Source organism: Streptomyces sp. bgisy159, assembly GCF_965341775.1.
GTDB lineage: Bacteria > Actinomycetota > Actinomycetes > Streptomycetales > Streptomycetaceae > Streptomyces.
Genome location: NZ_CBDQZH010000032.1, coordinates 43994 through 68405, shown reverse-complemented (window position 1 = coordinate 68405; position 24412 = coordinate 43994). Strand labels below are relative to the sequence as shown.

Annotated in this window: 23 protein-coding genes; 15 read left to right on the top strand and 8 right to left on the bottom strand. The window is 73.7% G+C overall.

What is annotated here, in order from left to right; translation table 11 throughout:
* Positions 1-19: 19 nt before the first annotated feature.
* From murC to ACSLTV_RS26185, 3 genes are all read right to left on the bottom strand, one after another.
* Positions 20-1414 (bottom strand): UDP-N-acetylmuramate--L-alanine ligase, encoded by a 1395-nt coding sequence (murC, locus tag ACSLTV_RS26195; protein ID WP_435612996.1) that lies wholly within the window; start codon positions 1412-1414, stop codon positions 20-22.
* Between the two features lie 112 nt (positions 1415-1526).
* Positions 1527-2000 carry an indole-3-glycerol phosphate synthase gene (locus tag ACSLTV_RS26190; RefSeq protein ID WP_432135822.1) on the bottom strand — a complete coding sequence of 158 codons (474 nt, stop codon included), beginning with the start codon at positions 1998-2000 and terminating at the stop codon, positions 1527-1529.
* Positions 2001-2145: 145 nt separating this feature from the next.
* On the bottom strand, positions 2146-2961 hold the full coding sequence (locus ACSLTV_RS26185; protein WP_435612995.1) for a pyrimidine reductase family protein: 816 nt from the start codon (positions 2959-2961) through the stop codon (positions 2146-2148).
* A gap of 37 nt (positions 2962-2998) precedes the next feature.
* Between ACSLTV_RS26185 and zapE the strand changes: the two genes are divergently transcribed.
* From zapE to ACSLTV_RS26160, 5 genes are all read left to right on the top strand, one after another.
* Positions 2999-4117, top strand: a complete 1119-nt coding sequence (zapE, locus tag ACSLTV_RS26180) for a cell division protein ZapE (protein WP_432135824.1) — start codon at positions 2999-3001, stop codon at positions 4115-4117.
* A gap of 220 nt (positions 4118-4337) precedes the next feature.
* On the top strand, positions 4338-4919 hold the full coding sequence (locus ACSLTV_RS26175) for a carbonic anhydrase (protein ID WP_432135825.1): 582 nt from the start codon (positions 4338-4340) through the stop codon (positions 4917-4919).
* 8 nt (positions 4920-4927) lie between these two features.
* Entirely contained in the window at positions 4928-6385 is a 1458-nt protein-coding gene (locus ACSLTV_RS26170; protein WP_432135826.1) for a SulP family inorganic anion transporter, read from the top strand.
* A gap of 130 nt (positions 6386-6515) precedes the next feature.
* On the top strand, positions 6516-7304 hold the full coding sequence (locus ACSLTV_RS26165) for a slipin family protein (RefSeq protein ID WP_432135827.1): 789 nt from the start codon (positions 6516-6518) through the stop codon (positions 7302-7304).
* Between the two features lie 90 nt (positions 7305-7394).
* Positions 7395-8768, top strand: a complete 1374-nt coding sequence (locus ACSLTV_RS26160) for an alkaline phosphatase PhoX (protein ID WP_432156305.1) — start codon at positions 7395-7397, stop codon at positions 8766-8768.
* Between the two features lie 13 nt (positions 8769-8781).
* Here the strand turns inward: ACSLTV_RS26160 and ACSLTV_RS26155 are convergent, their stop codons facing one another.
* Positions 8782-9135, bottom strand: a complete 354-nt coding sequence (locus ACSLTV_RS26155; RefSeq protein WP_432135829.1) for an ArsR/SmtB family transcription factor — start codon at positions 9133-9135, stop codon at positions 8782-8784.
* Between the two features lie 132 nt (positions 9136-9267).
* Between ACSLTV_RS26155 and ACSLTV_RS26150 the strand changes: the two genes are divergently transcribed.
* The 5 genes from ACSLTV_RS26150 (at position 9268) to ACSLTV_RS26130 (ending at position 15048) form a co-directional block, all read left to right on the top strand.
* Positions 9268-10146, top strand: a complete 879-nt coding sequence (locus ACSLTV_RS26150; protein ID WP_432135830.1) for a polysaccharide deacetylase family protein — start codon at positions 9268-9270, stop codon at positions 10144-10146.
* Between the two features lie 212 nt (positions 10147-10358).
* Positions 10359-10538 carry a hypothetical protein gene (locus tag ACSLTV_RS26145; protein WP_432135831.1) on the top strand — a complete coding sequence of 60 codons (180 nt, stop codon included), beginning with the start codon at positions 10359-10361 and terminating at the stop codon, positions 10536-10538.
* A 94-nt stretch (positions 10539-10632) separates the two neighbouring features.
* Positions 10633-11340, top strand: a complete 708-nt coding sequence (locus tag ACSLTV_RS26140; RefSeq protein ID WP_435612994.1) for an aminoacyl-tRNA hydrolase — start codon at positions 10633-10635, stop codon at positions 11338-11340.
* Between the two features lie 476 nt (positions 11341-11816).
* Positions 11817-13154, top strand: coding sequence for a DUF692 domain-containing protein (locus tag ACSLTV_RS26135; RefSeq protein WP_435612993.1), 1338 nt, complete (start codon positions 11817-11819; stop codon positions 13152-13154).
* 298 nt (positions 13155-13452) lie between these two features.
* A complete protein-coding gene (locus ACSLTV_RS26130) occupies positions 13453-15048 on the top strand; it encodes an alpha/beta hydrolase (protein ID WP_435612992.1) in 1596 nt (531 codons plus the stop codon).
* Between the two features lie 99 nt (positions 15049-15147).
* On the opposite strand, the gene hemQ is transcribed toward ACSLTV_RS26130, so the two are convergent.
* Both hemQ and hemG read right to left on the bottom strand, forming a co-directional pair.
* Entirely contained in the window at positions 15148-15879 is a 732-nt protein-coding gene (gene hemQ, locus ACSLTV_RS26125) for a hydrogen peroxide-dependent heme synthase (protein ID WP_432158408.1), read from the bottom strand.
* A 5-nt stretch (positions 15880-15884) separates the two neighbouring features.
* A complete protein-coding gene (gene hemG, locus ACSLTV_RS26120; RefSeq protein ID WP_432135894.1) occupies positions 15885-17384 on the bottom strand; it encodes a protoporphyrinogen oxidase in 1500 nt (499 codons plus the stop codon).
* Between the two features lie 182 nt (positions 17385-17566).
* On the opposite strand from hemG, the gene ACSLTV_RS26115 reads away from it, so the two are divergent.
* Both ACSLTV_RS26115 and ACSLTV_RS26110 read left to right on the top strand, forming a co-directional pair.
* On the top strand, positions 17567-18631 hold the full coding sequence (locus ACSLTV_RS26115) for a DUF4349 domain-containing protein (RefSeq protein ID WP_432135895.1): 1065 nt from the start codon (positions 17567-17569) through the stop codon (positions 18629-18631).
* Positions 18632-18664: 33 nt separating this feature from the next.
* Positions 18665-20062 (top strand): FAD-dependent oxidoreductase, encoded by a 1398-nt coding sequence (locus ACSLTV_RS26110; RefSeq protein ID WP_432135926.1) that lies wholly within the window; start codon positions 18665-18667, stop codon positions 20060-20062.
* Here ACSLTV_RS26110 and ACSLTV_RS26105 read toward each other — a convergent pair.
* Positions 20046-20318, bottom strand: coding sequence for a hypothetical protein (locus ACSLTV_RS26105; protein WP_432135896.1), 273 nt, complete (start codon positions 20316-20318; stop codon positions 20046-20048). The two genes, ACSLTV_RS26110 and ACSLTV_RS26105, sit on opposite strands and share 17 nt — an antisense overlap.
* Before the next feature lie 125 nt (positions 20319-20443).
* Here ACSLTV_RS26105 and ACSLTV_RS26100 point away from each other — a divergent pair, with 125 nt between their 5' ends.
* Entirely contained in the window at positions 20444-21262 is an 819-nt protein-coding gene (locus ACSLTV_RS26100) for a rhomboid family intramembrane serine protease (RefSeq protein ID WP_435612991.1), read from the top strand.
* Between the two features lie 65 nt (positions 21263-21327).
* Here the strand turns inward: ACSLTV_RS26100 and hemE are convergent, their stop codons facing one another.
* A complete protein-coding gene (gene hemE / locus ACSLTV_RS26095) occupies positions 21328-22395 on the bottom strand; it encodes a uroporphyrinogen decarboxylase (protein WP_435612990.1) in 1068 nt (355 codons plus the stop codon).
* Positions 22396-22514: 119 nt separating this feature from the next.
* On the opposite strand from hemE, the gene ACSLTV_RS26090 reads away from it, so the two are divergent.
* Positions 22515-23192, top strand: a complete 678-nt coding sequence (locus ACSLTV_RS26090) for a DUF3000 domain-containing protein (RefSeq protein WP_432158405.1) — start codon at positions 22515-22517, stop codon at positions 23190-23192.
* Between the two features lie 381 nt (positions 23193-23573).
* Positions 23574-24236 (top strand): response regulator transcription factor, encoded by a 663-nt coding sequence (locus ACSLTV_RS26085; protein ID WP_003972894.1) that lies wholly within the window; start codon positions 23574-23576, stop codon positions 24234-24236.
* Positions 24237-24412 lie beyond the last annotated feature (176 nt).

Here is a 24412-nt window from a genome sequence, read left to right as displayed (position 1 = left end):
GGCCAACCCCTCACTTCCGCTACGGCCGCTGCTGCGCGAGCCGGTCCAGGATCTTCGGGCCGAGGTCCGTCACGTCCCCCGCGCCCATGGTCAGAACGAGATCACCGGACCCCGACATTCCCGCGACGGCGTCCGGTACGGCCTCCTTGTCGTGGACCGGCGTCACGTCCGCGCCGGCCGCCCGCGCGGCGTCGATGATCAGCTCGCTGGTGACACCCGGGATCGGGTCCTCACGGGCCGGGTAGATGTCGAGGACCACCGAGGCGTCGGCGAGGGCCAGCGCCCGGCCCATCTCCAGGCCGAGCTCCTGGGTGCGGGAGAACAGGTGGGGCTGGAAGACGACGAGGATCCGCGCGTCACCGACCGCCGCCCGCATGGCCTCCAGGTCGGCCGTCATCTCGGTGGGGTGGTGGGCGTAGGAGTCGATCACCTGGACGCCGGCCGCCTCGCCCTTGAGCTGGAGCCGCCGCTTCACGCCGGTGTAGGCGGCCAGCGCGGGCGCCAGCTCGTCCGCCGGGACGCCGAGCGCGGCACCGGCGGTCAGGGCCGCGACGGCGTTGAGGGCGTAGTGCCGGCCGGGAACCGAGACCGTGAACACGATCTCCTTGCCGTCCAGCACCACCGTGACCCGGCTCTTCAGGCCCTGAGCGACGATCGACACCACCCGTACGTCGGCGTCCGCCGCCTCGCCGTAGGTCACCACCCGCACGCCCTCGACCCGCCGGGTCAGTTCCCGGGCGCCCTCGTGGTCGGCGGAGATCACCAGCGTGCCGCCGGGCACGATCTTGCCGGCGAAGGTCTCGAAGGACTCGTAGATCTCGTCCATGGACGCGTAGTTGGCGTGGTGGTCCAGCTCCACGTTGAGGACGATGGCGACCTCGGGGGCGTACTTGTGGAAGCTCCGGTCCGATTCGTCGGCCTCGGCGACGAAGATCTCGCCGTCACCGTGCAGCGCGTTGGAGCCCGGCGCGTCGAGGTCGCCGCCGATGGCGTACGACGGGTCGAGGCCGAGCTCGGAAAGGGACACCGCGAGCATGGACGTCGTGGTGGTCTTGCCGTGCGTGCCGGCGACGGCGATGGCCCGCTTGCCCTCCATCAGCGCGGCGAGCGCGTCGGACCGGTGCACCACCGGGATCCGGAGCTCGGCGGCGCGGGCCAGCTCCGGGTTGTCCTGCCGGATCGCCGACGACACGACGACACAGCTCGCGTCGTCGGCCAGGTGCCCGGCGGCGTGACCGATGTGCACGGTCACCCCGAGCGCCCGCAGCGCCTCGGCGGTCGCCGACTCCTTGGCGTCGCTCCCGGCGACCTTGGCACCCCGCTGGGCGAGGATCTTCGCGATCCCCGACATCCCGGCTCCGCCGATGCCGATGAAGTGCGGTCGGTCCATGGCGGAAGGAATGCCGGGTGCCATGCGTGATCTCCCAAGCTGCGGTGCGTACGACGATGAGCGAGGTCAGCCTATTGCCTGCGGCGACCCCCGCGGCCGGTAGGGGCGCGGAGCGCCACCGGTACCGGGCGCCGTGTCACGCCTTGCTGTGCGAGAACAGCTTCAGCACCGGTACCCCGACCTTGTGCCGCGCCCGGGAGGCCCAGTCCCGGTGGAAGAACTCCTCCACGTAGTGCGGGTCGGTGAGCACGATCACCTCGTCGGCCCCCACTTCCTCGACCACCCCCTTGAGCGCGTCGAGCGGATGATCCTCGATCAGCCGTCCCTCCGCGCCGTTCCCCGAGTTGCGCAACGCCGTCAGGGACACCTCCAGCGCCCGCTGCCCCACGCTCTTGGCCTCGTCACCCTCCGGGGTCTCCCCTTCCCGCACCGCCTCGTCCAGTTCGCCGAGGGCGATGTCGTCGATGGCCCGCAGCAGCCGGTCGGCCTGGTCGCCTCGCGGCTGGAGCAGCACGTGGAAGGAGACCGGCTCGTCGCCGTGCAAGGTGGTGACGAACTCCACGTCGGCGGACGTCAGGGCCTTCTCGATCATCAGAACGCTTGTGAACACCAGTGCCCCATTCTCCTGGGCCGTTCGCGGCCCGTGCGGAAACCATCCTTCCCCGTGCTCGCACGGGTATGGCGGTCCTAGTCTGCCCACCCGGAGCTAAACGGAACGACTCATTCCGCTGTTTTCGGGACCCCGGGGTGTCGCATCAGGACCTCTGGTACCTGCTGAAGAGGAAACCGTCCTCTTCCAGAAGGGACGCCAGCGCGAACCGGTGCGGAACCGACACCGACGGCCCGCCCGCGATCCGCTGGGCGTCGCCGGCGGTCAGCATCGGCGAGACGGTCAGGCACAGCTCGTCCAGCACCTCGGCGGCCACCAGCTGCCCCAGCAGGCGGGGGCCGCCCTCGGTGAGCAGGCGGGTGTGCCCCAGCTCGGCCAGGGCGCGCACGGCCCGGGCGGGCTCCACGCCGACGCCGCCGCCGGCCACGACGACCCGCGCGCCGGCCTTCTCCGCCGCCGCGACCCGGTCCGGGGCCGCCGCGGCGCCGGTCAGGACGAGCGTGGGCACCAGCGGGGAGGTGAACAGCGGCAGGGAGAAGTCGAGGTCCAGGCTCGCGGAGACCACGGCGACGGCCGGCACCGGCCCCTGGCCCGCGGCCTCGCGCCGCTCGGCGAACTCCGCACGCGCGCGAGCCGGCCGGTAGCCCTCCAGCCGTACCGTTTCCGCACCGACCAGGACCACGTCCGCCAGTGCCCGCAGGGTGCCGAAGATCCGCATGTCCACCGCGTTGGAGATGGGCTGCGAGCGGCCGTCGTGCTGCGCGGCGCCGTCGAGTGTGGAGACCATGTTGGCGCGCAGCCAGGCTCGCGGCTCCCCGGGCGGGGGCTCCGGATAGGCGTAGGCGTCGGCCAGCTCGGCGAGGCTCCACTCGCGGTCGGCCCCGGGGTTCTCGGGGGCCGCGGAGCCCCGGCCGGGCTCCGTCGCCGCTGTCGGGTCGGTCACAGGGAACAGGCGTCGCATATCCCGCAGTCTGGCACGACCTCTAGCATGGGGAAGCGTGTCGTCCTCCCCCGCCAACAGCTCCCCCGCCATCGACGTCGACGCGACAGCCGACGCGACGCCGCTCTCCCTGTGCGCCCGCGAGCCGCATGTCCCCGCGGACCGACTGGTCGCCGAGATGGTGCCGCCGCCGCGCTTCGACTCGGTGCGTTTCAGCACGTACCTCCCGGACCCGAACCAGCCGAGCCAGACCGAGGCGGTGCAGGTCCTGGAGTCCTTCGCGGTGGGGCTGGGCGGAGCGCACGCGAGCGGTACCGCCAGACGGGGGTTCTTCGGCCTCGGCCGGGCGAAGGCTCCGAAGACCCCGGCCGGCCCGCGCGGTGTCTACCTCGACGGCGGCTACGGCGTTGGCAAGACGCACCTGCTGGCCTCCCTGTGGCACGCGACCCCGGCCGAACCGGCCCTGAAGGCGTTCGGCACGTTCGTGGAGCTGACCAATCTGGTGGGCGCGCTGGGCTTCCAGCAGACCGTGCGAACGCTGTCCGGCCACCGCCTGCTGTGCATCGACGAGTTCGAGCTGGACGACCCGGGCGACACCGTCCTGGTCTCCACCCTGCTGGGCAAGCTGGTCGACGCGGGTGTCGCGCTCGCCGCCACCTCCAACACCCTGCCGGGCAAGCTGGGCGAGGGCCGGTTCGCGGCCGCCGACTTCCTGCGCGAGATCCAGGGCCTGTCCGCACACTTCCGCGCGCTGCGCATCGACGGCGAGGACTACCGCCACCGCGGGCTGCCCGAGGCGCCCGCGCCGTACTCGGACGAGCAGGTGACCAAGGCGGCGTACGCCACCGAGGGTGCTTGTCTCGACGACTTCCCGCATCTGCTGGAGCACCTCGCGCGCGTGCACCCCAGCCGCTACGGCGCGCTGACCGACGGGGTGCGCGCGGTCTGCCTGACGGACGTCGGACCGGTGCCCGACCAGTCGACCGCGCTGCGCCTGGTCGTGCTCGCCGACCGGCTCTACGACCGGGAGATCCCGGTGCTGGCCTCCGGGCGCCCCTTCGACCGGCTGTTCAGCGAGGAGATGCTGAAGGGCGGCTACCGGAAGAAGTACTTCCGCGCGATCTCCCGCCTCACCGCCCTGGCCCGGGACGCGAAGGGCCTGGTCGACCCCGCCTGAGAGGTCCGGATCAAGCCAGCCGACCCACCCTTTTGAGGCGCTGTTCCACTGGCAACGCCACGTTAACCCTGCAATCGACTTTGCAGGGTTAACGTGTTTCTTGACCAGTTGTTGACCAACTGTTGGTGCGGTCCGGGGGCATTCCGTCCCGCCGTGCCGCAACACCCTGTCCTGCCCGTCCGACGCGTCCCCCACGACGCGCCAGGAGGAGTCATCACAGATGCAGCCCCTCATCGACAACGCCCGTACCTTCGGACAACGCCCTGAGGAGTTCGCCCCGCTGGCGGCGGGTCAGTCGCCGGAAGTCCTGTTCGTCACCTGCTCCGACTCCCGGGTCGTCCCGGCCCTGATCACGGGCGCCCGCCCCGGCCAGCTCTTCGAGCTGCGCACCGCGGGCAACATCGTGCCGCCCCGTGACCTCGGGCGCCCCACCGCCGAGGCCGCCACCGTCGAGTACGCGGTGGAGGTGCTCGGCGTACGGGACATCGTGGTCTGCGGCCACTCGCACTGCGGCGCGATCGGCGCACTGGTGCGCGGCGACGACCTGGACGCCGTCCCCGCCGTACGGGAGTGGCTGGCGCACGCCGCCGACGAGCCGAAGGCGGCCGACGCCGCCGACCCGACGGTCGCCGAGGCCGTGCGCAACCATGTGCTGACGCAACTGCTGCGGCTGCGCTCCTACCCGTGCGTCGAGGAACGGCTCGCCGACGGCCGGCTCCGGCTGCGCGGCTGGTACTACGAGGTGCACACCGGCGCCGTGTTCGAACACCGCCCCGCGACCGACTCGTTCGAGGCGCTGTGAGGTCGCGCGTGAGCCGGTTCCCTCACATACGCCAGGACTTCGCCGCGTCCCTGGTCGTCTTCCTGGTCGCCCTGCCGCTGTGCGTCGGGGTGGCCGTCGCCTCGGGCGTACCGGCCGAACTGGGCCTGGTCACCGGCATCGTGGGCGGTCTGGTCACCGGAATGCTGCCGGGCAGCAGTCTGCAGGTGTCCGGGCCGGCCGCCGGGATGACGGTACTGGTCTTCGAGGCGGTCCACGAGTTCGGGCTGCCCGCGCTCGGCGTCATCGTGCTGGCCGCCGGGGTGCTGCAGCTCGCCATGGGCGCGCTGCGGCTGGGCCGCTACTTCCGGGCCATCTCGGTCTCCGTCGTCGAGGGCATGCTGGCCGGAATCGGTCTGGTCATCATCGCCGGACAGGTGTACGCGGCGGCCGGCCTGAAGGCCCCCGCCTCCGGTCTGGACAAGATCATCGGCCTTCCCGGGGCGGCGGTCGACGCGCTCGGCAGCGGCGAGGCGCTGGCCTCGCTGGCGGTCGGGGCGGGCACCGTCGCGGTGCTGGTCGGCTGGCGCCGGCTGCCCGAGCGGGTACGGGCGGTGCCCGGGGCGCTCGCCGCGGTGGTCCTGGCGACGCTGGCCTCCCTCGTCCTGCCCGTGCCGGTGGCGAACGTGGAGGTGCGGGGTCTGCTGGACGCCGTCCAGCCGCCCGGCGCCGACGCCTTCGGCGAGCTGGCGAGCCCCGCGCTGCTCGGCACGGTGCTGGCCTTCACCCTGATCGCCTCCGCCGAGTCGCTGTTCAGCGCGGCGGCGGTGGACCGGCTGCACAGCGGGCCGCGCACCCGGTACGACCAGGAGCTGATGGCGCAGGGCGCGGGCAACGCCGTGTGCGGAGTGCTCGGCGCGCTGCCGATGACCGCCGTCATCGTGCGCAGCTCGGCCAACGTCCAGGCCGGCGCCCGCACCAAGGCATCGCGGGTGATGCACGGCGCGTGGCTGCTGCTGTTCGCGGCGCTGCTGCCGTCCGCGCTGGCCCTGATACCCCTGCCCGCGCTGGCCGGCATCCTGGTCCACGCGGGCTGGAAACTGATCCCGTTCCGCTCGGTGGCCGCCCTGTGGCGGGGCCACCGCGGCGAGGCGCTGATCCTCGTGGTCACCGCGGTGTCCATCGTGGCGGTGAACATGTTCGAGGGCGTACTGATCGGCCTGGCCCTGTCGGTCGTCAAGACCGCCTGGGAGGCCTCGCACATGAAGCTGGAGATCGTCGACAAGGGCGCGGGCCCCATCCAGGCGCATCTGTCGGGCAACGCCACCTTCCTGCGGCTGCCGAAGATCCTCGACAGCCTGGAGTCACTGCCGCACGACCGTCCTGTGGAGCTGGACCTGTCCGGCCTGCACCATCTCGACCACGCCTGCCGCACGGCCCTGGAGGCCTGGGCCGAACGCCACAGCAGCACCGCCAGTGAGCCGGTGAAGGTGGTGACGGCGGCCTGAGGACCCCGTCGGCCGCCAAGACCCCGCGTCAGCGGCCGCTCCGGTCCGGGGCCCAGGGCGTGGCCCCGGACCGGAGAGCGGGCATATCGTTGCAGAAGCAGACATTCAGACCTCTTGTGAGGAGGTCGCCATGGTGGCGGAGCTGCTGGGAGCGTTCGCGGCGGCGGCAGCCGCGGGACTGCTGTACCTGGCCGCGGCCGCGCGGGTCGTCAAGCAGTACGAGCGCGGCGTGGTCTTCCGGCTCGGACGGGTGCGGGGCGCCGTGAAGGCACCCGGGTTCACGCTGATCGTCCCGGGTGTGGACCGGCTGCGGAAGGTCAACATGCAGATCGTGACGATGCCCGTGCCCGCCCAGGAGGGCATCACCCGCGACAACGTCACGGTGCGCGTCGACGCGGTCGTGTACTTCCGGGTCGTGGACGCGGCGGCGGCGACCGTCAACGTCGAGGACTACCGGTTCGCCGTCTCGCAGATGGCCCAGACCTCACTCCGCTCGATCATCGGCAAGAGCGAGCTCGACGATCTGCTCTCCAACCGGGAGAAGCTCAACGAGGGCCTGGAGCTGATGATCGACAGTCCGGCCGTGGGCTGGGGCGTGCAGATCGACCGGGTGGAGATCAAGGACGTCTCGCTGCCGGACACCATGAAGCGGTCGATGGCCCGCCAGGCCGAGGCCGACCGCGAGCGCCGGGCCCGGGTCATCAACGCCGACGCCGAGTTGCAGGCGTCGAAGAAGCTCGCCGAGGCGGCCCAGCAGATGGCGGACACCCCCGCCGCGCTGCAACTGCGTCTGCTCCAGACGGTGATGGCCGTGTCCGCCGAGAAGAACTCCACGCTGGTCCTGCCCATCCCCGTGGAGTTGCTGAGGTTCCTGGAGCGGGCTCCCCAGCAGGAACCGCGCCCCTCCGCCGACGGGTGACATGCGCGCCGGGCGTGGTTCCGGGGGCGCGCGGCGGGTGATAGAGACAGCGGGATGACCGTCCCTGTCCGCCAGCAGGAAGGTTCCCGCATGTCCGCGACACGACGTCAGGTCCTCGCCCGCACCGGTGCCCTGGGAGCGGGCATCGCGTTCACCGGAACCCTCACCGACCTCTTCGCGGGCACCGCCGCGGCCCTGCCGCTCGGCCACCGCGGCTACGGCCCGCTCGTGCCCGACCCGGACGGCCTGCTCGACCTGCCGGAAGGTTTCCGCTACCGGGTGCTGTCCCGGGAGGGCGAGCCGCTGCGCTCCGCGGAGGGCCCGGTCCCCTCGCACCCCGACGGCATGACGGCCCTGCCCGGCACCCGCGGCCGGGTCCACCTCGTCCGCAACCACGAGAACCGCGTCACCGCGGCGCACCCCGTCCCCCTGGCGGCCGGCCTCACCTACGACCCGGCGGGCAAGGGCGGCTGCACGGCCCTCACCCTGGACGGGCGCGGCGACCTCACGGTGCTCGACGAGCGGGTCGCCATCGCCGGCACGGCTGTCAACTGCGCGGGCGGCCCCACCCCGTGGGGTACCTGGCTGACCTGCGAGGAGACCGAGGACCGGGCCGGCACCAACGGCTACACCAAGGACCACGGCTTCGTCTTCGAGGTGGACCCGGCCTGCCCGCGCCGCACCGGCGCCGTCCCGCTGACCGCGATGGGCCGCTTCCAGCACGAGGCGGTGGCGATCGACCCGCACCGGGGGGTCGTGTACGAGACGGAGGACGCGTTCGACAGGCCGTTCGGGCTGTTCTACCGCTTCCTGCCGGAGCGGCCGCTGGGCGGCACGGGTTCGCTGCGCGCGGGTGGCCGGCTCCAGGCGATGCGGGTGCCCGGCGTGCCGGACCTGTCCTCGGTCCAGGAGGCCGGGGCCGTCTTCGACGGCGTCGAGTGGACCGACGTCCCGGACCCGTCGGCCACCGGCACACCGACCCGCTTCCAGGACTACGGCCCCAGGGGCATCACCCACGCCCAGAAACTGGAGGGCTGCTACTGGGGCGGGCGGTGCGTGTACTTCGTGTCGTCGTACGCCCGCGGTTCCGAGGGCTCGGCGGCCGACCACCACGGCCAGATCTGGCGGTACGACCCGGCCCGCCGCCGCCTCACCCTGGTGATCGTCTTCGGACCGGACACCGACGTGCGGCTGCCCGGCGAGGCCCCCGACAACATCTGCCTCGCACCCGGCGGCGGACTGATGGTCTGCGAGGACGGCGCGGGCGCCCAGCACGTCTTCGGGGTGACGCGCGGGGGCGAGGTGTACCCGGTGGCGCGCAACGGCCAGAACACCGGCACCCCGCGGGAGCCGGCGTGGGGCGAGTTCGCGGGGGTCACCTTCTCCCCCGACGGCACGACGATGTTCGTCAACTGCTACGACCCGGGCACGACGTTCGCGGTGACCGGCCCCTGGGCACGCTGAGCGCCGGTCCCGTTCAGCGCTGTGATCCGCGGGGCGGTTCCGGGGCGGCTCGCAGGTCGGCCAGGAGCTCCGCCTGGCCGGCCAGTACCCCGGAGAGGATGGTGCGGGCCACCCGCAGCAGCTCGGCGATGTGCGGGCTGGTCAGCGAGTAGTAGACGTTCGACCCCTCCTTGCGGGTCACCACGAGGCCCGCCCGCCTGAGGACGGCGAGCTGCTGCGACAGATGGGCCGGCTCGATCCCCACCACGGGCAGCATCTCGGCCACCGCGTGCTCCCGCTCGCTCAGCAGCTCCAGCACCCGGATGCGCGCCGGGTGCCCGAGCGTCTTGAAGAACTCGGCCTTCAGCTGGTACAGCGGCGCGCTCACAGACCGCTCCTCGTCCACGACATGGGTACATCCTCGCCCACCCGCCCCCCGGCAGGCCCGGTCGGGTGACCTCACCGGAGGGCCGCCCGCCGTACGGCATCCGGCACACCGACCGGATCATATGGTCACACGGTGATCATTCGTGTACGTCGTGCCATCGCCGTGGCCCTCCTCGGTACCGCCCTCACGGCCTGCGGTGCCACCGGACAGCCGGCCCGCGCCGGCCGGCCGGCGCCTGCTGCGTCACCGTCGGCCGCGTCGCCGTCGGTGGCACCGCCCGCACCCGCGCACGCCCGGCCGCCGACGCTGGCGCCGGGGCCCGCCGGGCTGACCCCCGTCTTCCGGCACGCGCCGCGCACCCGGGACCGTGCCGTCGCCCTCACCTTCGACGCGGACATGACCGCCGACCAGGGACCCCGCGCCGCCGCCGGGGAACACTTCGACAACCCGGAGCTCATCGCGGCGCTGCGCGCGCTGAAGGTACCGGCGACCGTGTTCATGACCGGCAGGTGGGCCGAGCAGTACCCCGGCCAGGCCCGCGCCATCGGCCGCGACCCCCTCTTCGAGATCGCCAACCACTCCTACAGTCACTACGCGTTCACCGCCGACTGCTACGGCCTGCCCACCGTCTCCGAGGACCGGATGCGCGCGGACGTGGAGCGGGCGTACGCCGCGTTCCGCGCGGCCGGGGTGCCGGACCCGATGCCGTACTTCCGCTTCCCCGGCGGCTGCTACGACCGGCGGGCGCTGCGCGCGGTCGGCGGGGCCGGGGTCACGGCCATCCAGTGGGACGTGGTCAGCGGGGACGCGTTCGCCACGGACGCGGACGCCGTGGCCCGGCAGGTGCTGGACGGGGTGCGGCCGGGCTCGGTCGTGGTGATGCACTGCACCCGCAGCGCGGCCCCGGCCACCGAGCGGGCCGTGCGGACGATCGTGCCCGAGCTGCGGCGGCGGGGCTACCGCTTCGTGAAGGTGTCCGAGCTGATCGGGGCGACCGGGGAGCGGGGGTGACGCCTTCCGCCCCACCCGCGCCGCTCGTCCGGCCGAGGGGCGCGGGCGCGGCCGCCGGTCCGGTTCCGGACCCGCACCGGCGGCCCGCTCCACCACCGGGCGAAGGGTCCGCATCATCGTGCCCGCGCCACGACGGTGCGGTTCGTCGGATCTGCCGGCGGGGCGCCGGTGACGCCTCCGCGCCCGCCCGGGGGCGCTCGTACGCTGGGGGTATGAGCGATGACGACTACTGCCTCATCGACGCGTCCCGGCCCCCGAAGGCCGACGGGCCGCCGTACGCGGAGTGCGTGCTGTGCCGGGAGCCGACGGAGTACCCGGAGGCGTACAAGGGCATCACGCTGTGCCCGGTGTGCGAATGGCAGGAGGCCCAGCGGACGGCCTGCTCAGGCTGATTCAGCGATGGGCCGGTGCCGGTCGCGGGCGCCGTCGACCGGGTTCCTCTCGACGGCCCGGGCCTGCCTCACCCGGGGATTAGGGTTGGTCGGCGTGAGCGAGTCAGTCGATGACAGTCCCTTCCGGCCCGAGACCGGCGCCCGTGACCAGGCGCGGCAGTTCGTGCTGCCGCTCGTGGTACGGCTGGAGAAGGCCGCGCCGCCCGCCCGTACCGACGCCCTGGAGACCGCCGCGCGCGCCGTGCTCATGCTGCTGAGCGACGAGCGGGCGCGGGGTGACGGCGAGTGGGCGCGGGCCGTGCGGGACTGGCAGGACGCTCGGATCCGCAAGGTGGTCCGGCGTGCCCGGGGCGCCGAGTGGCGGCGGGCCGAGGCGCTGCCCGGGATCACCGCGACCGGGAGGTCGGCCGAGGTGCGGGTGTTCCCGCCGGTTCCGCTCGACGGATGGCCCAAGGAACTGGCGAAACTCCAGGTGTCCGGCACCGAGTTGGACGACCCCGAGCCGCCGGAGCCGGCCGGGCCCGGGGTGCCGGTGCTGTGGATGAGCCCGAAGGTGACGATGTCCGCAGGCAAGGCGATGGCACAGGCCGGACATGGCGCCCAGCTCGCCTGGTGGGAGCTGCGCGAGGAGCAGCGGGCGGCCTGGCACGAGGCGGGTTTCCCCCTCGCCGTACGCACGGCCCCGCCCGAACGCTGGCCCGAACTGACCTCCAGCGGCCTCCCGCTGGTGCGGGACGCAGGGTTCACCGAGATCGCCCCCGGGTCGTGCACGGTGGTGGCGGAGCATCCGGGGCTGCGGTAGCGGGCCGGCGGACGGGAACGTCTGCGTGCTCGCCATCCGAGTACGACCGGATCTCCGGACCCGGTCCGGTGCCTCGTACGAGCGGAACCGGCGTGGTCGCCGCCCTCGGCATCGGCTTGGCGGCTCGACTGCGTGAGGTGTTTCGAGCCGAGGCCCCTGTTGCCGAGCGGCTCGGCAACAGGGGCCCTCCACCGCATCCGCCCGGGGGAAGACGGATGGGGAAGGCCACCGCCCGGGGGAGGGCCGGACCGGGAGAGCGCCGGTGAGGCGGTGGGCGACCACAATGCGCCACCTTGGCCGAAACCTGCAAGGGTTCGGACGCGAGGTCTTGTGCCGACGTGTCCACGCCCCACCAGGCGCCGCCGCGCGAAGCTCAAATGTTGCTCTGAAAGTGCCCGGCGCACGGTTCACGGGCGGCCTGCGCGGACATACCCCGGGCACTGCTCGACGGGGGCCGCAGGAGGGGGACAGGGAGCATGGCGGGACAGGTGGCACGGCTGGGGACGGGGATCGGCTGGCGGCCGGAGATCGCGGACGCGGTGGAAGAGATGCCGGGGATCGACTGGGTCGAGGTGGTCGCCGAGAACGTCTGCCCGGGGCATCTGCCGGACTCCCTGACGCGGCTGCGCGAGCGGGGCGTGACGGTGGTCCCGCACGGGGTCTCCCTGGGGCTCGGCGACGCCGACCGCCCCGACGGGGGACGGCTGGCGGCGCTCGCGGAACGGGCCGAGGCGCTGGGGGCGCCCCTGGTCACCGAGCACATCGCGTTCGTACGGGCGGGCGGGGCGCTGACCGCGTCGCCCCGCCTGGAGGCCGGCCATCTGCTGCCGGTGCCGCGCACCCGCGACGCCCTCGCCGTGCTGTGCGAGAACGTGCGCATCGCCCAGGAGTCGCTGCCCGTGCCCCTGGCCGTCGAGAACATCGCGGCGCTCATCTCGTGGCCGGGCGACGAGATGACGGAGGAGCAGTTCCTGTACGAGCTGGCCGACCGCACCGGCGTACGGCTGCTGATCGACGTGGCCAACCTCCACACGAACCACGTCAACCGGGGCGAGGACCCGGCCAAGGCGCTCGCCGAACTGCCGCTGGAGGCGCTGGCGTACGTCCATGTCGCGGGCGGGTTCGAGCGCGACGGCGTCTGGCACGACAGCCACGCGCACCCGGTGCCGCGTCCGGTCCTCGACATCCTCACCGACCTGGCGTCCCGGGTCCGCCCGCCCGGCGTGCTCCTGGAACGCGACGAGGACTTCCCCGGACCTGGCGAGCTGGAAAGGGAGTTGGCGGACATCGGGGAGGCAGTGCGGGCGGGGGCCGGGCTGCGGGGGACGGCGTCCGCGGCGCCGGACGGCGGCGCCCTGCCGGGCGCACCGGAGGACGGCGGCGCGGCGTCGCCGGAGCCGCCGCCCACCGAGCCCGCCCGGCTGCGGCTCGGGCTCGCGCAGGCGGCGCTGCTGTCGGCCCTGGTCGCGGGGACTCCCGCGCCGGAGGGGTTCGACCGGGCGCGGCTCGCCGTTCAGGCGCGGGCGCTGGCGGCGAAGCGGGCCTCCGTGGTGGCCAAGGTGGCGCCCGAACTGCCCGAGATCCTGGGCTCCGCCTACCGTCCGGCGTTCCTCGCCTACACCCATGCCCGGCCGATGCGGGGAGGGTACCGCCGGGACGCGCTGGACTTCGCGGAGCATCTGCTGCTCGGCACCGGTCCGGGCGACGGCCGTACCGAGCGGGCCCTCAGACGGTGGTGGCTGGACCGCTCCGGACCGGCCCCGCGCCGCCGCTCACGGCTGGCCAGGGTGGGGCGGGCGCTGATCCGCCGGTGAGGCGGACGGGTTCCGTCTCCGCGCCGGAGGCCCGGGGGCCGTGTGACCGCCGGCCCGCCGTCGCGATCTCACGGCGCGGTCTCCCCACTGACGGCCCAGGGAACGGCAGCGCAGAGCCAGGGCCGCCGGAGCCCACGACCGCCTCCCCCTGAGCACCGGCCGGGCCCGGCCGGGCCGGTGGGGCACGCCGGGGGGCGTGCGGGGGCATTGGGGACGACACCCGGGGGCGGTCCTTGCCTTCCGTGCCGGGCGATCGAAACATCCCTCCTGTCGCCGCCGCGCACCGAAGGGACACGCGATGAGAGCCGCCGCCCTCTACTCGGCCGCCGGAGCCCTGCTCCTGGCCGGTCTCACCGCAGTCCCGGCGGATGGCGCCCCCGACGCCGCCGGGCCGCGCCGGGCCGTCGCCGAGCGGTACGGCACCGCCGTCGCCGCCGCCCGGGCCGCGGCCGCCGGCATCTCCTTCGGCCGGTGCCCCGACGCCGAGGACCTGCCGGGCAGCATGGTGTGCGGCACGGTCGAGGTGCCGCTCGACTACACCCGCCCGTACGGCGAGCAGATCGAGTTGGCCGTCAGCCGGGTCGAGGCCACCCGGCGCGACCCGCACCACAGCGAGCGCAAGGTGCCCCGGCAGGGCGCACTGGTGTTCAACCCGGGCGGTCCCGGCGGTTCCGGCCGGTACTTCCCGCTGATCGGGCTGATGCCGGGGTGGAAGCGCATCGCGGGCGCCTACGACCTCGTCGGCTACGACCCGCGCGGGGTGGGCCGCTCGGCGCCGCTGTCCTGCCAGGACCCCGGACACTTCTTCAAGGGCCCGTCGATGGCACCGGCCCACCCCTCCGAGACCTACAAGCGGGAGCGCGTCGCGCGGGCGAAGGCGTACGCGCGCGGCTGCGCCGAGCGCAACGGCGCGGCGCTGCGCCATCACCACTCCCTCAACAACGCGCGTGACCTGGACGTCCTGCGGGCCGCACTCGGCGAGGACCGGCTGACCTTCATGGGTGCCTCGTACGGCACGTACTTCGGCGCCGTCTACGCGACGCTCTTCCCGTCCCACGTACGGCGCATGGTGTTCGACGCGCCGGTCGACCCGGACCCGGGCCGGGTCTGGTACCGCAACAACCTCGCCCAGTCAGCGGCGTTCGAGGGCCGCTGGGCGGACTTCCGGGAGTGGATCGCCCGGCACCACGACACCTACGGGCTGGGCCGGACCTCGGCGGCGGTGCTGCGCAGCTACGAGCGGGCACGGGCCCGGCTGGCCGAGGAGCCGGCCGGCGGCAAGGTCGGTCCCGGCCAGCTGCAGGGGGCGTTCCTGCAGGCCGGGTACTACGACGACTACTGGCCGCACCGCGCGCGGGCGCTGTCGGACTACCTCAGGGGCGATCCGCGCCAGCTGATCGCGCAGGCCGGACCGGTCACCCGGGTGGCGGCCGAGGCGGAGAACGCGAGCGCCGTCTACACGGCCGTGGAGTGCAACGACGCGCCCTGGCCGACCGACTGGCGGGTGTGGGACCGCGACGCCACACGGCTCTCGCGGGTGGCGCCGTTCGAGACGTGGGACAACGTGTGGACGAATCTGCCCTGCGCGTTCTGGTCGGCGCCCCGGCAGCGCCCGCTGGATGTGCGCACCGGGCCCGGGGAGCTGCCGCCGACGCTGATCCTGGCGGCCGAGCGGGACGCGGCGGCGCCCTACGAGGGGGCGCTGGAACTCCACCGCAGGCTGGCGGGCTCGGTGCTGGTGACCGAGCGGGACGCGGGGACGCACGGGATTGCCGGAGGGCCGAACGGATGCGTCAACGGCTACTTCGAGACCTACCTGCTCGAAGGACGGCTGCCCGGCCGGCACGCGGCGTGCGCGGGGCGTCCGGAGCCGGAGCCGTCGGGCGGGAAGTGACACCGGGGCGGCTCCGGGGGCGGACACTGCGCGGCCGGCCGGTCGACGCGGCCCCCGTGCCCTTCCGGCCGGGGCACCGGGGCCGTGTCGGCCGCTTCCCTAGGCCAGGCCGGCCACCAGCTCGGCCACGGACTTCCGGCGGCCCGTGAAGAACGGGACCTCCTCGCGGACGTGCATCCGGGCCTCGGAGCCGCGCAGGTGGCGCATGAGGTCGACGATGCGGTACAGCTCGTCGGCCTCGAACGCGAGCAGCCACTCGTAGTCGCCCAACGAGAACGAGGCGACCGTGTTGGCACGGACGTCCGGGAACCCGCGGGCCATCTTGCCGTGGTCGGCGAGCATGCGGCGGCGGTCCTCGTCCGGCAGCAGGTACCAGTCGTAGGAGCGGACGAACGGGTAGACGCTCACGTAGTTGCGCGGCGTCTCGTCGGCGAGGAACGCCGGGATGTGCGAGCGGTTGAACTCGGCGGGACGGTGCAGCGCCATGTTCGACCAGACCGGCGTGAGGGCGCGGCCCAGCTTGGTGCGGCGGAAGAGGTTGTACGCCTCCTGGAGCTCGTCGCTGGTCTCGGCGTGCCACCAGATCATGACATCGGCGTCGGCGCGCAGGCCCGACACGTCGTACGTGCCGCGGACCGTGACGTCCTTCGCGGCCAGCTGGTCGAACAGCTCCTGAACCTCGTCGGCGTACCCAGCGCGGTCCTCGGGCAGCGTGTCCTTCAGCCGGAAGACGGACCAGAGCGTGTAGCGGATGACCTCGTTCAGGTCCTTGGCCAGCTTGCCCTTGTTGGGGATACGGCCGGGCTCGGTGGTGGGGGCGTCGTCACTCATGTCCCTCATTCTCCTGCTCCTGCGTGCGGACTCTGCACCGGGTCGGCGGTGAGCTCGTCCGCACCGCTCAGGTCTCCTTCCAACTGGTCCACCGCCGCGTAGGCGCTGGCGACGCACGCGGGGATGCCCACGCCGTCGTAGGGCGCGCCGCACACCGCGAGGGCGGGCAGCTTCGCGATGTGCTCGCGGATCCGGGCCACGCGCGCGTGGTGACCGACCGGGTACTGGGGCAGGCCGTCGGTCCAGCGGGTGACGCGGGTCTCCAGCGGGACGGCGTCCAGGCCGGTGGCCTCGCGCAGGTCGTGGCGCGAGACGTCGACGAGGCCGGCGTCGGGGCGGTCGAGGATCTCCGTCTCGCCGTACCGCCCGACGGAGGTGCGCAGGACGACCACGTCCGGGTCCTGGTCGGCGAGCCAGCCCCACTTCTGGGAGGCGAACGTGGACGCCTTGATGGTGTGTCCGTCGACCGGCGGCACGAGGAAGCCGCTGCCGTCGGGCAGGGTGACGTCGGCGCGGCGGTAGGCGAGGCTGATCAGGGCCATCGAGGCGTACTCCACGGCGCGCAGCTCGGCGGCGGCCGCCGGGGACTCGGCGGCCAGCAGTTCGGCGGCCACGGGCGCGGGCACGGCGAGGACGACGGCGTCCGCGGCCAGGACGCGTTCGCCCGCGGTCACCCGCCAGCCGCCGTCCGGATCGCGTCGCAGGGCGGTCACCGGGGTGCCGGTGCGGATCTCGCCGCCGCGCGCACGGACGGCGTCGGCGACGGCGAGCGGCAGCGAGCCGATGCCGCCCTCGATGCCCGCGAACACCGGTCCGGGCTGCTGCGGCGCGGCGGACGCCCGGGCCTGGATGTCGCGGACGGCCTCGGTCAGGGAGGGGTGCCTGCGCGCCGCGTGGAAGAGCTGCGGGACCGCCGAGCGCATCGAGATGCGGTAGGCGTCACCGGCGTACACCCCGCCGAGCAGGGGTTCCACCAGGCGGTCGACGACCTCGCGGCCGAGCCGCGCCGCCACGTACTCCCCCACCGCCACGTCGTCGCCGATCTCGGTGGGCGGCAGGTCGGCGTCCCGCTCGATGCGGGACACGCCCTCGGCGGACAGCACGCCGGACAGGGCGGCGGCGGTGCCCGGGACGCCCATGACATGGCCCTTGGGCATGGGGCGCAGGGCGCCGCGGGTCCAGATCGACGCGGTCGCGGTGGCCGGGGGCTGCAGCCGGTCGGCGAGGCCCACCTCGCGCGCCAGGCCGACCGCCTCCGGGCGGCGGGCCAGCATCGACTCGGCGCCCAGGTCGACGCGCACGCCCGCGATCTCGCCGGCGAACAGCTTGCCGCCGACTCTGCCGGACGCCTCCAGGACGGTGACCCGTGCCCCGCGGGCCAGGAGCCGGTGTGCCGCGGCCAGCCCCGCGATGCCGGCTCCGATGACGACGACCTGATCTGTGTCCGTCCGGGCTGTGTCCGTCCGACCCGGGTCCGTGCCTGTGCCCGTACCTGCTGCGCTCATGGCTCCAGCCTCTCAAACGCCACCGACAGTCACGCCAGGGCCGTCCGGCCCTGCCGAACGGGACCCCCGTGGCTGCGCCGAGTCCGGACCGTGACCGCTTCGGAACGGGCGCCGTCCAACGTTCCGGCCGGTTGCGGCGTCAAAGGAGCGTCAGTGGTCACCAAGTCGGGGGGTAAGCCCGTATGCCCACACGTCATTCCGTACGCCGGCCGGTAGGAGTGCTGGCCGGTCTGCTGTTCGCCGCCGGTGTCGCGCTCACCGGTTGTGCCGGTGCCGACAGCGGCGACTCCGGCGCCGCCAAGGGGGCCGCCCGGGACGAGGCGGCCCAGCCGGCGGTCGGTGGTGAGGCCGCGGGCCCGGCGGCGGGCGCCGCCGGGGAGGACACCGCGGCGGGCGCCGGATCGTCCGGGAACGGGGCCGACGCGAAGGCCGGTTCCCCGGCCGCGCTCCCCGTCAACCGGATCATCCGCACCGCCACCCTGACCGTGCAGGTCGAGGACGTGCCGAAGGCACTGGACCAGGCCCGCTCCACCACCGAGGACGCGGGCGGCTACGTCGGTGAGGAGAGCACCACGCGGGAGGAGGACGGCAGCGAGCACACGCGCGTGGTGCTGCGGGTGCCCGTCGAGAAGTACCAGGCGGTGCTCACCGGGCTGCAGGGCACGGGCAAGCTCGTGGAGCGCACGGCGAAGGCCCAGGACGTCACCGACCAGGTCGTCGACGTCGACAGCCGGGTCCGCTCGCAGCGCGCGAGCGTCGCGCGCGTGCGCGAGCTGATGGACCGGGCCACCGAGCTCAGCGACGTGCTCTCGCTGGAGGCGGAGCTGAGCAAGCGCCAGGCGGACCTGGAGTCGCTGCTCGCCCGCCAGGCGTCCCTGAAGGACCGCACCAGCCTGGCGACGATCACGCTGACCCTCGACACGCCGCCGGCGCCCGACGAGGACGAGGACGGGGGCAAGGACGACGACCCCGGCCTGCTGGACGCCCTGGCCGGCGGCTGGGACGCGTTCGTGTCGGTGCTGCGGTGGGTGGCGGTGGTCGTCGCCGCGGTGCTGCCGTTCGCGGTCGCGGCGCTGGTGCTGGTGCTGGTGTGGCTGCGTGTGGTCCGGCCCCGGCGGCGCCGCGCCGCCGCGCCGGCCCCCGCCTACCCGCCGGTGCCGGCACCCGCGGTGGCGCCGGTCGGATCCGGCGCACCGGCCGCCGCCCACCCGGACGAGGAGCGCGGCGAGGAGGACCGGGAGGACTGAAGTGCCGGGTCCCCGTAGCGTGTTCACATGACCATGAACGGAAATGGCGGCGGGGGCGGTGGCGGCCGGGAACGGCTGGTCGTGATCGGCGGGGACGCCGCGGGCATGTCCGCGGCGTCCCAGGCCCGGCGGATGAAGGGCCCGGACGCCCTGGAGATCGTTGCCTTCGAGCGGGGCCACTTCACGTCGTACTCGGCGTGCGGCATCCCGTACTGGGTGGGCGGCGCCGTCCGCGACCGGGACCGGCTGATCGCCCGGACGCCGCAGGAGCACCGCGCCCGGGGCATCGACCTGCGGCTGCGTACCGAGGTCACGGAGATCGACGTGGCCGGGCAGCGGGTACGCGCGCGTGACGTCGACTCCGGGGCCGAGTCCTGGACGTCGTACGACAAGCTCGTGATCGCGACCGGTGCCCGTCCGATCCGTCCGGACATGCCGGGCGGCGACGCCCGCGGCGTGCACGGGGTGCAGACCCTGGACGACGGACAGACGCTGCTGGACACGCTGGCACGCGCGCGTGGGCGCCGCGCGGTCGTCGTCGGGGCGGGCTACATCGGCGTGGAGATGGCCGAGGCGATGATCAACCGCGGGTACGAGGTGACCGTCGTCAACCGGGGCAGCGAGCCGATGGCGACCCTGGACCCGGACATGGGCCGGCTGGTGCACTCCGCGATGGAGGGGCTCGGCATCACCATGGTGAACGACGCCGAGGTCACCGGGGTGGTCACGGACGACGACGGCTGGGCGCGGGAGGTGGTCACCCGGGACGCGCGGTTCCCGGCCGACATCGTGATCCTCGGCATCGGCGTCCGCCCGGAGACCGGGCTCGCCGAGGCCGCCGGCCTCCCGCTGGGCGCGCACCGGGGGTTGCTCACCGACCTGGCGATGCGGGTGCGCGGCCAGGAGAAGGTGTGGGCGGGCGGCGACTGCGTGGAGGTGCTCGACCTGGTGTCCGGCCAGGAGCGGCACATCGCGCTGGGCACCCACGCCAACAAGCACGGCCAGGTCATCGGCACCAACGCCGGCGGGGGTTACGCCACGTTCCCCGGCGTGGTCGGCACGGCCGTCAGCAAGGTCTGCGACCTGGAGATCGCGCGGACCGGCCTGCGCGAGAAGGACGCCCGCAGGGCGGGCCTGCGGTTCGAGACGGTCACCGTCGAGTCGACCAGCCGGGCCGGGTACTACCCCGGGGCCTCCCCGATGACGGTGAAGATGCTCGCCGAGCGCCGGACCGGGCGGCTGCTCGGCGTGCAGATCGTGGGCAGGGAGGGGGCGGCGAAGCGGGTCGACATCGCCGCGGTCGCCCTGACGGCGGGCATGACGGTGGAGCAGATGACGACCCTGGACCTGGGGTACGCGCCTCCGTTCAGTCCGGTGTGGGACCCGGTCCTGGTGGCGGCCCGGAAGGCCGCGGCTAGGCTGTCCCGCTGAGCCTGGGCAGCGAGGAGACGGCCGCGGGCTGCTCGGCCGCCGGCTTGGCGTGCGCGGCCGCCGCGGGGCGGGACCGCAGCCGGTGGCTCACCGCCTCGTCCAGGGTCACCGGCCGCTGAGCCTGCGCCGCCAGCCGGCCCGCCTCCTGGCCCAGCCGGGCCACGTCCTCCCACGGCAGCCGCACCACCAGGGAGAGTTCCGCCTCGCCGTCCGGCAGCGCCTGGACGGGCAGCGCAGGGGTCACTCGGTCGTTCATCGCCTGTTCCTCACGTCGGCCCCGCGGCGTGCCTTCCCCGCACCGCGGGCGGTTGCCGAGTGATACGCGCGGACGGGGGACGCCGTTCACCGATTCGCCCAACGGATCGGGGGCAGTAGTTCTGTGTGGTCATCCCCGTCCATGATCTGAACCCGGCGCGCACCACCCCTTGGGTGACCTACGCGCTGATCGCCGCGAACGTGCTGGTGTTCCTGTTCATGCCCGGTCTGGCCGGCTCCGTGGCGGGGGACAGCAGCCTGGCCCAGTCCTGCCACCTGCACGCGTTCCTGGACCAGTACGCGGTGGTGCCGAGTGAGTTGATCCACCATCAGATGCCGCGGCTGGTCCCCACGGGCGAGGTCGGGCTCGGCGCGAACGGTCCGGGTTGTGTGCTGGGCCCGCCGGACTACGACAAGTCGCCTCCGCTGTCCGTGCTCACCTCGATGTTCCTGCACGGCGGCTGGCCGCACGTGCTGGGCAACATGCTCTTCCTGCTGATCTTCGGCAACAACATCGAGGACCGGATGGGCCACGTCCGCTTCGCGCTGTTCTACGTGGCCTGCAGCTACGCGGCGTCGTACGGTTTCGCCCTGCTCAACGACGACTCGACGGACCCGCTGATCGGCGCGTCCGGGGCGATCGCGGGCGTGCTCGGCGCGTATCTCGTCCTGTATCCGAGGGTCAGGGTCTGGGTCCTCGTCCCCTTCCTCGTCTTCCTGCCGCTCCGCCTGCCGGCCTGGCTGGTCCTGGGCTTCTGGTTCGTCCTCCAGGCGGTCTACTCCTCCGGCCAGGGCGTCTCCGACGCGGGCACGGTGGCCTACGCGGCCCACGTGGTCGGCTTCCTGGCGGGCATGCTGATCGCCTGGCCCCTCAAACCGGGCACGACCCAACCGCCGGAACCACGCGGGTTGCTGTTCGGCAGGCGGGCCCGCCCGAGTTGGTGACCGCGTCCGCGTCCGACGGCATCCGCCGGACGCAGCGACGCGCCCCCCGAGGCACCCGGGGAGCGTCAGCGGGCGGTCTCCGCGTGGACGTGCTCCACCAGCCGGGTCAGCGCGTCCGGGTCCGTGGCCGGCAGGACGCCGTGGCCGAGGTTGAAGATGTGGCCCTCCAGGCCGGCGGCCGCGTCGAGGACCTCGCGGGTCCTGGCCTCGACGGCCTCGCGGGTGGAGAACAGCAGCGTCGGGTCCAGGTTGCCCTGGAGCGCCTTGCCGGGGCCGACGCGGCGGGCGGCCTCGTCGAGCGGGACGCGCCAGTCGACGCCGACCACGTCCGCGCCGGCCTCGCCCATCAGCTTCAGCAGCTCGCCGGTGCCGACGCCGAAGTGGATGCGCGGGACGCCGTAGTCGGCGACCGCCCGGAAGACCTTGGCGGAGGCGGGCATCACCGAGCGGCGGTAGTCGGCGGGCGCGAGGGCGCCGACCCAGGAGTCGAACAGCTGGACGGCGCTCGCGCCGGCCTCGATCTGCACCTTCAGGAAGCCGGCCGTGATGTCGGCGAGGCGGTCGAGGAGGTCGGCCCACAGCTCGGGGTCGCCGTACATCATCGCCTTGGCGTTCTCGTACGTGCGGGACGGGCCGCCCTCGACGAGGTAGCTCGCCAGGGTGAACGGCGCCCCGGCGAAGCCGATGAGGGGGGTGGTGCCGAGTTCGCGGGTGAGCAGGCCGATCGCCTCGGTGACGTACGAGACGTCCTCGGGTGTCAGGTCGCGGAGCCGGGCGAGGTCGGCGCGGGTGCGGACGGGGCGGCCGACGACCGGGCCGACACCCGGCTTGATGTCGAGGTCGATGCCGATGGCCTTGAGCGGGACGACGATGTCGCTGAAGTAGATCGCCGCGTCCACGCCGTGCCGTCGCACGGGCTGCAGGGTGATCTCGGTGACCAGCTCGGGCCGCATGCAGGAGTCCAGCATGCCGATGCCCTCGCGGACCTTGCGGTACTCCGGCAGCGAGCGCCCGGCCTGCCTCATGAACCACACCGGGGTGTGCGGGACGGGTTCACGTCGGCACGCCTTGAGGAACGGGGAGTCGTACGTGGCGGTCGGCTGCTGGCCCGAGGGGCTTCCGTTGGCACTCACGGGGCAAGTCTCGCACGGCACCGACCCGGGGGACCGCGGCACCCGGCGGCGGATCACACGCACCGGGACCCGGGGTGTCTACGCCGACACGAGGCGCCGGTTCCCCTTAACCTTCCCGCATGGCTGCGGCTCAGGGACGACTGTCGGACGGCACGGGCGGAATGGACGACGCGAAGGACGTGGGGGAGACGGACCGGCATCCGGACAGCACGGTGCCACCGGCGTTCGGCGCCGCGGTCGAGGCCCTTCGAGGCAGTCGGCTGCGGCCGCAGATCGAGGTCGAGCCGACCCCGGCGCCCAAGCGGCTCGCCCCCTTCGCGTACGCGCTGGAGGCGACGGTGGTCGACGGTGAGCAGGACCTGGCCGACGGACGGCTGGTGCTGCTGCACGACCCGGCCGGGCACGACGCCTGGCGCGGAACGTTCCGGCTGGTGACGCTGGTCCGGGCGGATCTGGAGCCGGAGATGGCGGCCGACCCGCTGCTGCCGGAGGTGTGCTGGTCCTGGCTGACCGGTGCGCTGCAGGCGCGGGGGCTGACGTACGGCGAGCCGAGCGGCACCGTGACCCGCGCCAGTTCGCACCACTTCGGCGGGCTGGCCGCGCGGCCTGCCGCCTCGCAGATCGAGATCCGTGCGTCCTGGACGCCGCGCGAGGGGCTGGGCGGGGTGCCGGACACGGCCGGTCATCTGGCGTCCTGGTGCGACCTGCTGGCGCAGGTCGCGGGACTGCCGCCGGCCGGTCCCGGTGACGCGTCGGTGGTGACGTTGCCGCAGCGCCGGGATCCGCACTCCCGCTGACCCGCCCTCCGCCCCGCCCGCCCCCGGGCGCCCCTCCCCCAGCCACCCCCACCCTCCCTCTCAGGTCCCTTCTGCCCCGGGTCACGGTCGCCCGGGGCAGCGGTGTGTCCAGGGGTGCCGTCGGTCAACCCTCTGCGAGCCGGTCTTGGGCATCTCTTTGTCGATACGGACACTTTGTGACCTGTCTCGCCACTCAAACGGGCTCGATCGCACCCGTCCGATCCGATTTGACCTTCGGATGATCGAGCGCACGTCCGAATTGCACTGATTGTTACTCACTAGATCGTGATCATTTCCTAAAGGCGGCCGGGCTCGGTGCCGAAGACGACTGTGACCTTGAAAAGCAGGGTTCGTCCCCATCCCGCCATCCCAGGAGGCCTGGTGTCCGTTCTCCTCGAGCAGCCCGCAAGCCTGGTCGCCTACCGCCCGAACAAGCCCACCGCCATGGTCGTCGTGGCCGACCCGCGCGTCCGCTCCACCGTCACCCGCCACCTGTGGGCGCTCGGTGTGCGCGACGTCATCGAGGCCTCGTCCGTCGCGGAGGCTCGTCCCCGCATCGGCAACCCCCGCGACATCTGCGTCGCGGACGTCCACCTCCCCGACGGCTCCGGGCTGACCCTCCTGTCGGAGACCCGCGCCGCCGGCTGGCCCAACGGCCTCGCTCTCTCCGCCGCCGACGACATCGGCGCCGTCCGCAACGCCCTCGCCGGCGGTGTCAAGGGCTACGTCGTCACCGGCACCCGCACCAACGTCGGGCTCCCCACCCGCCCCGGTGCCGCCCCCATCGGCGCCGCGGCCGCCCGCCTGCACCGTCGCCCCCCGGGTGCCCCGAGCCACCCGGGCGGCTACCGCGAGCTCTCCGGCCGCGAGGTCGAGGTCCTGCGCCTCGTCGCCGAGGGCCAGTCCAACAAGGCGATCGGCGTCTCGATGGGCCTGTCCGCACTCACCGTCAAGAGCCACCTCGCCCGGATCGCCCGCAAGCTGGGCACCGGCGACCGCGCCGGCATGGTGGCGGTGGCCCTGCGCACCGGCATCATCCACTGACCCCGAGCACCGCAGGCGCTCCCGCCGCCTCCGGTACCGCCCCGTCCCCCGCTCCTTTTCCCCGGCACCCCGGCGTCCCCCTGGTCCCCCGCCTTCACCCCCGCCCCCCATCACCCCTCTCCTCTCCCCTCACCCGTTCGTGAACCCCGCCTTTCCGCGGCGTGACTGGTTTGCGT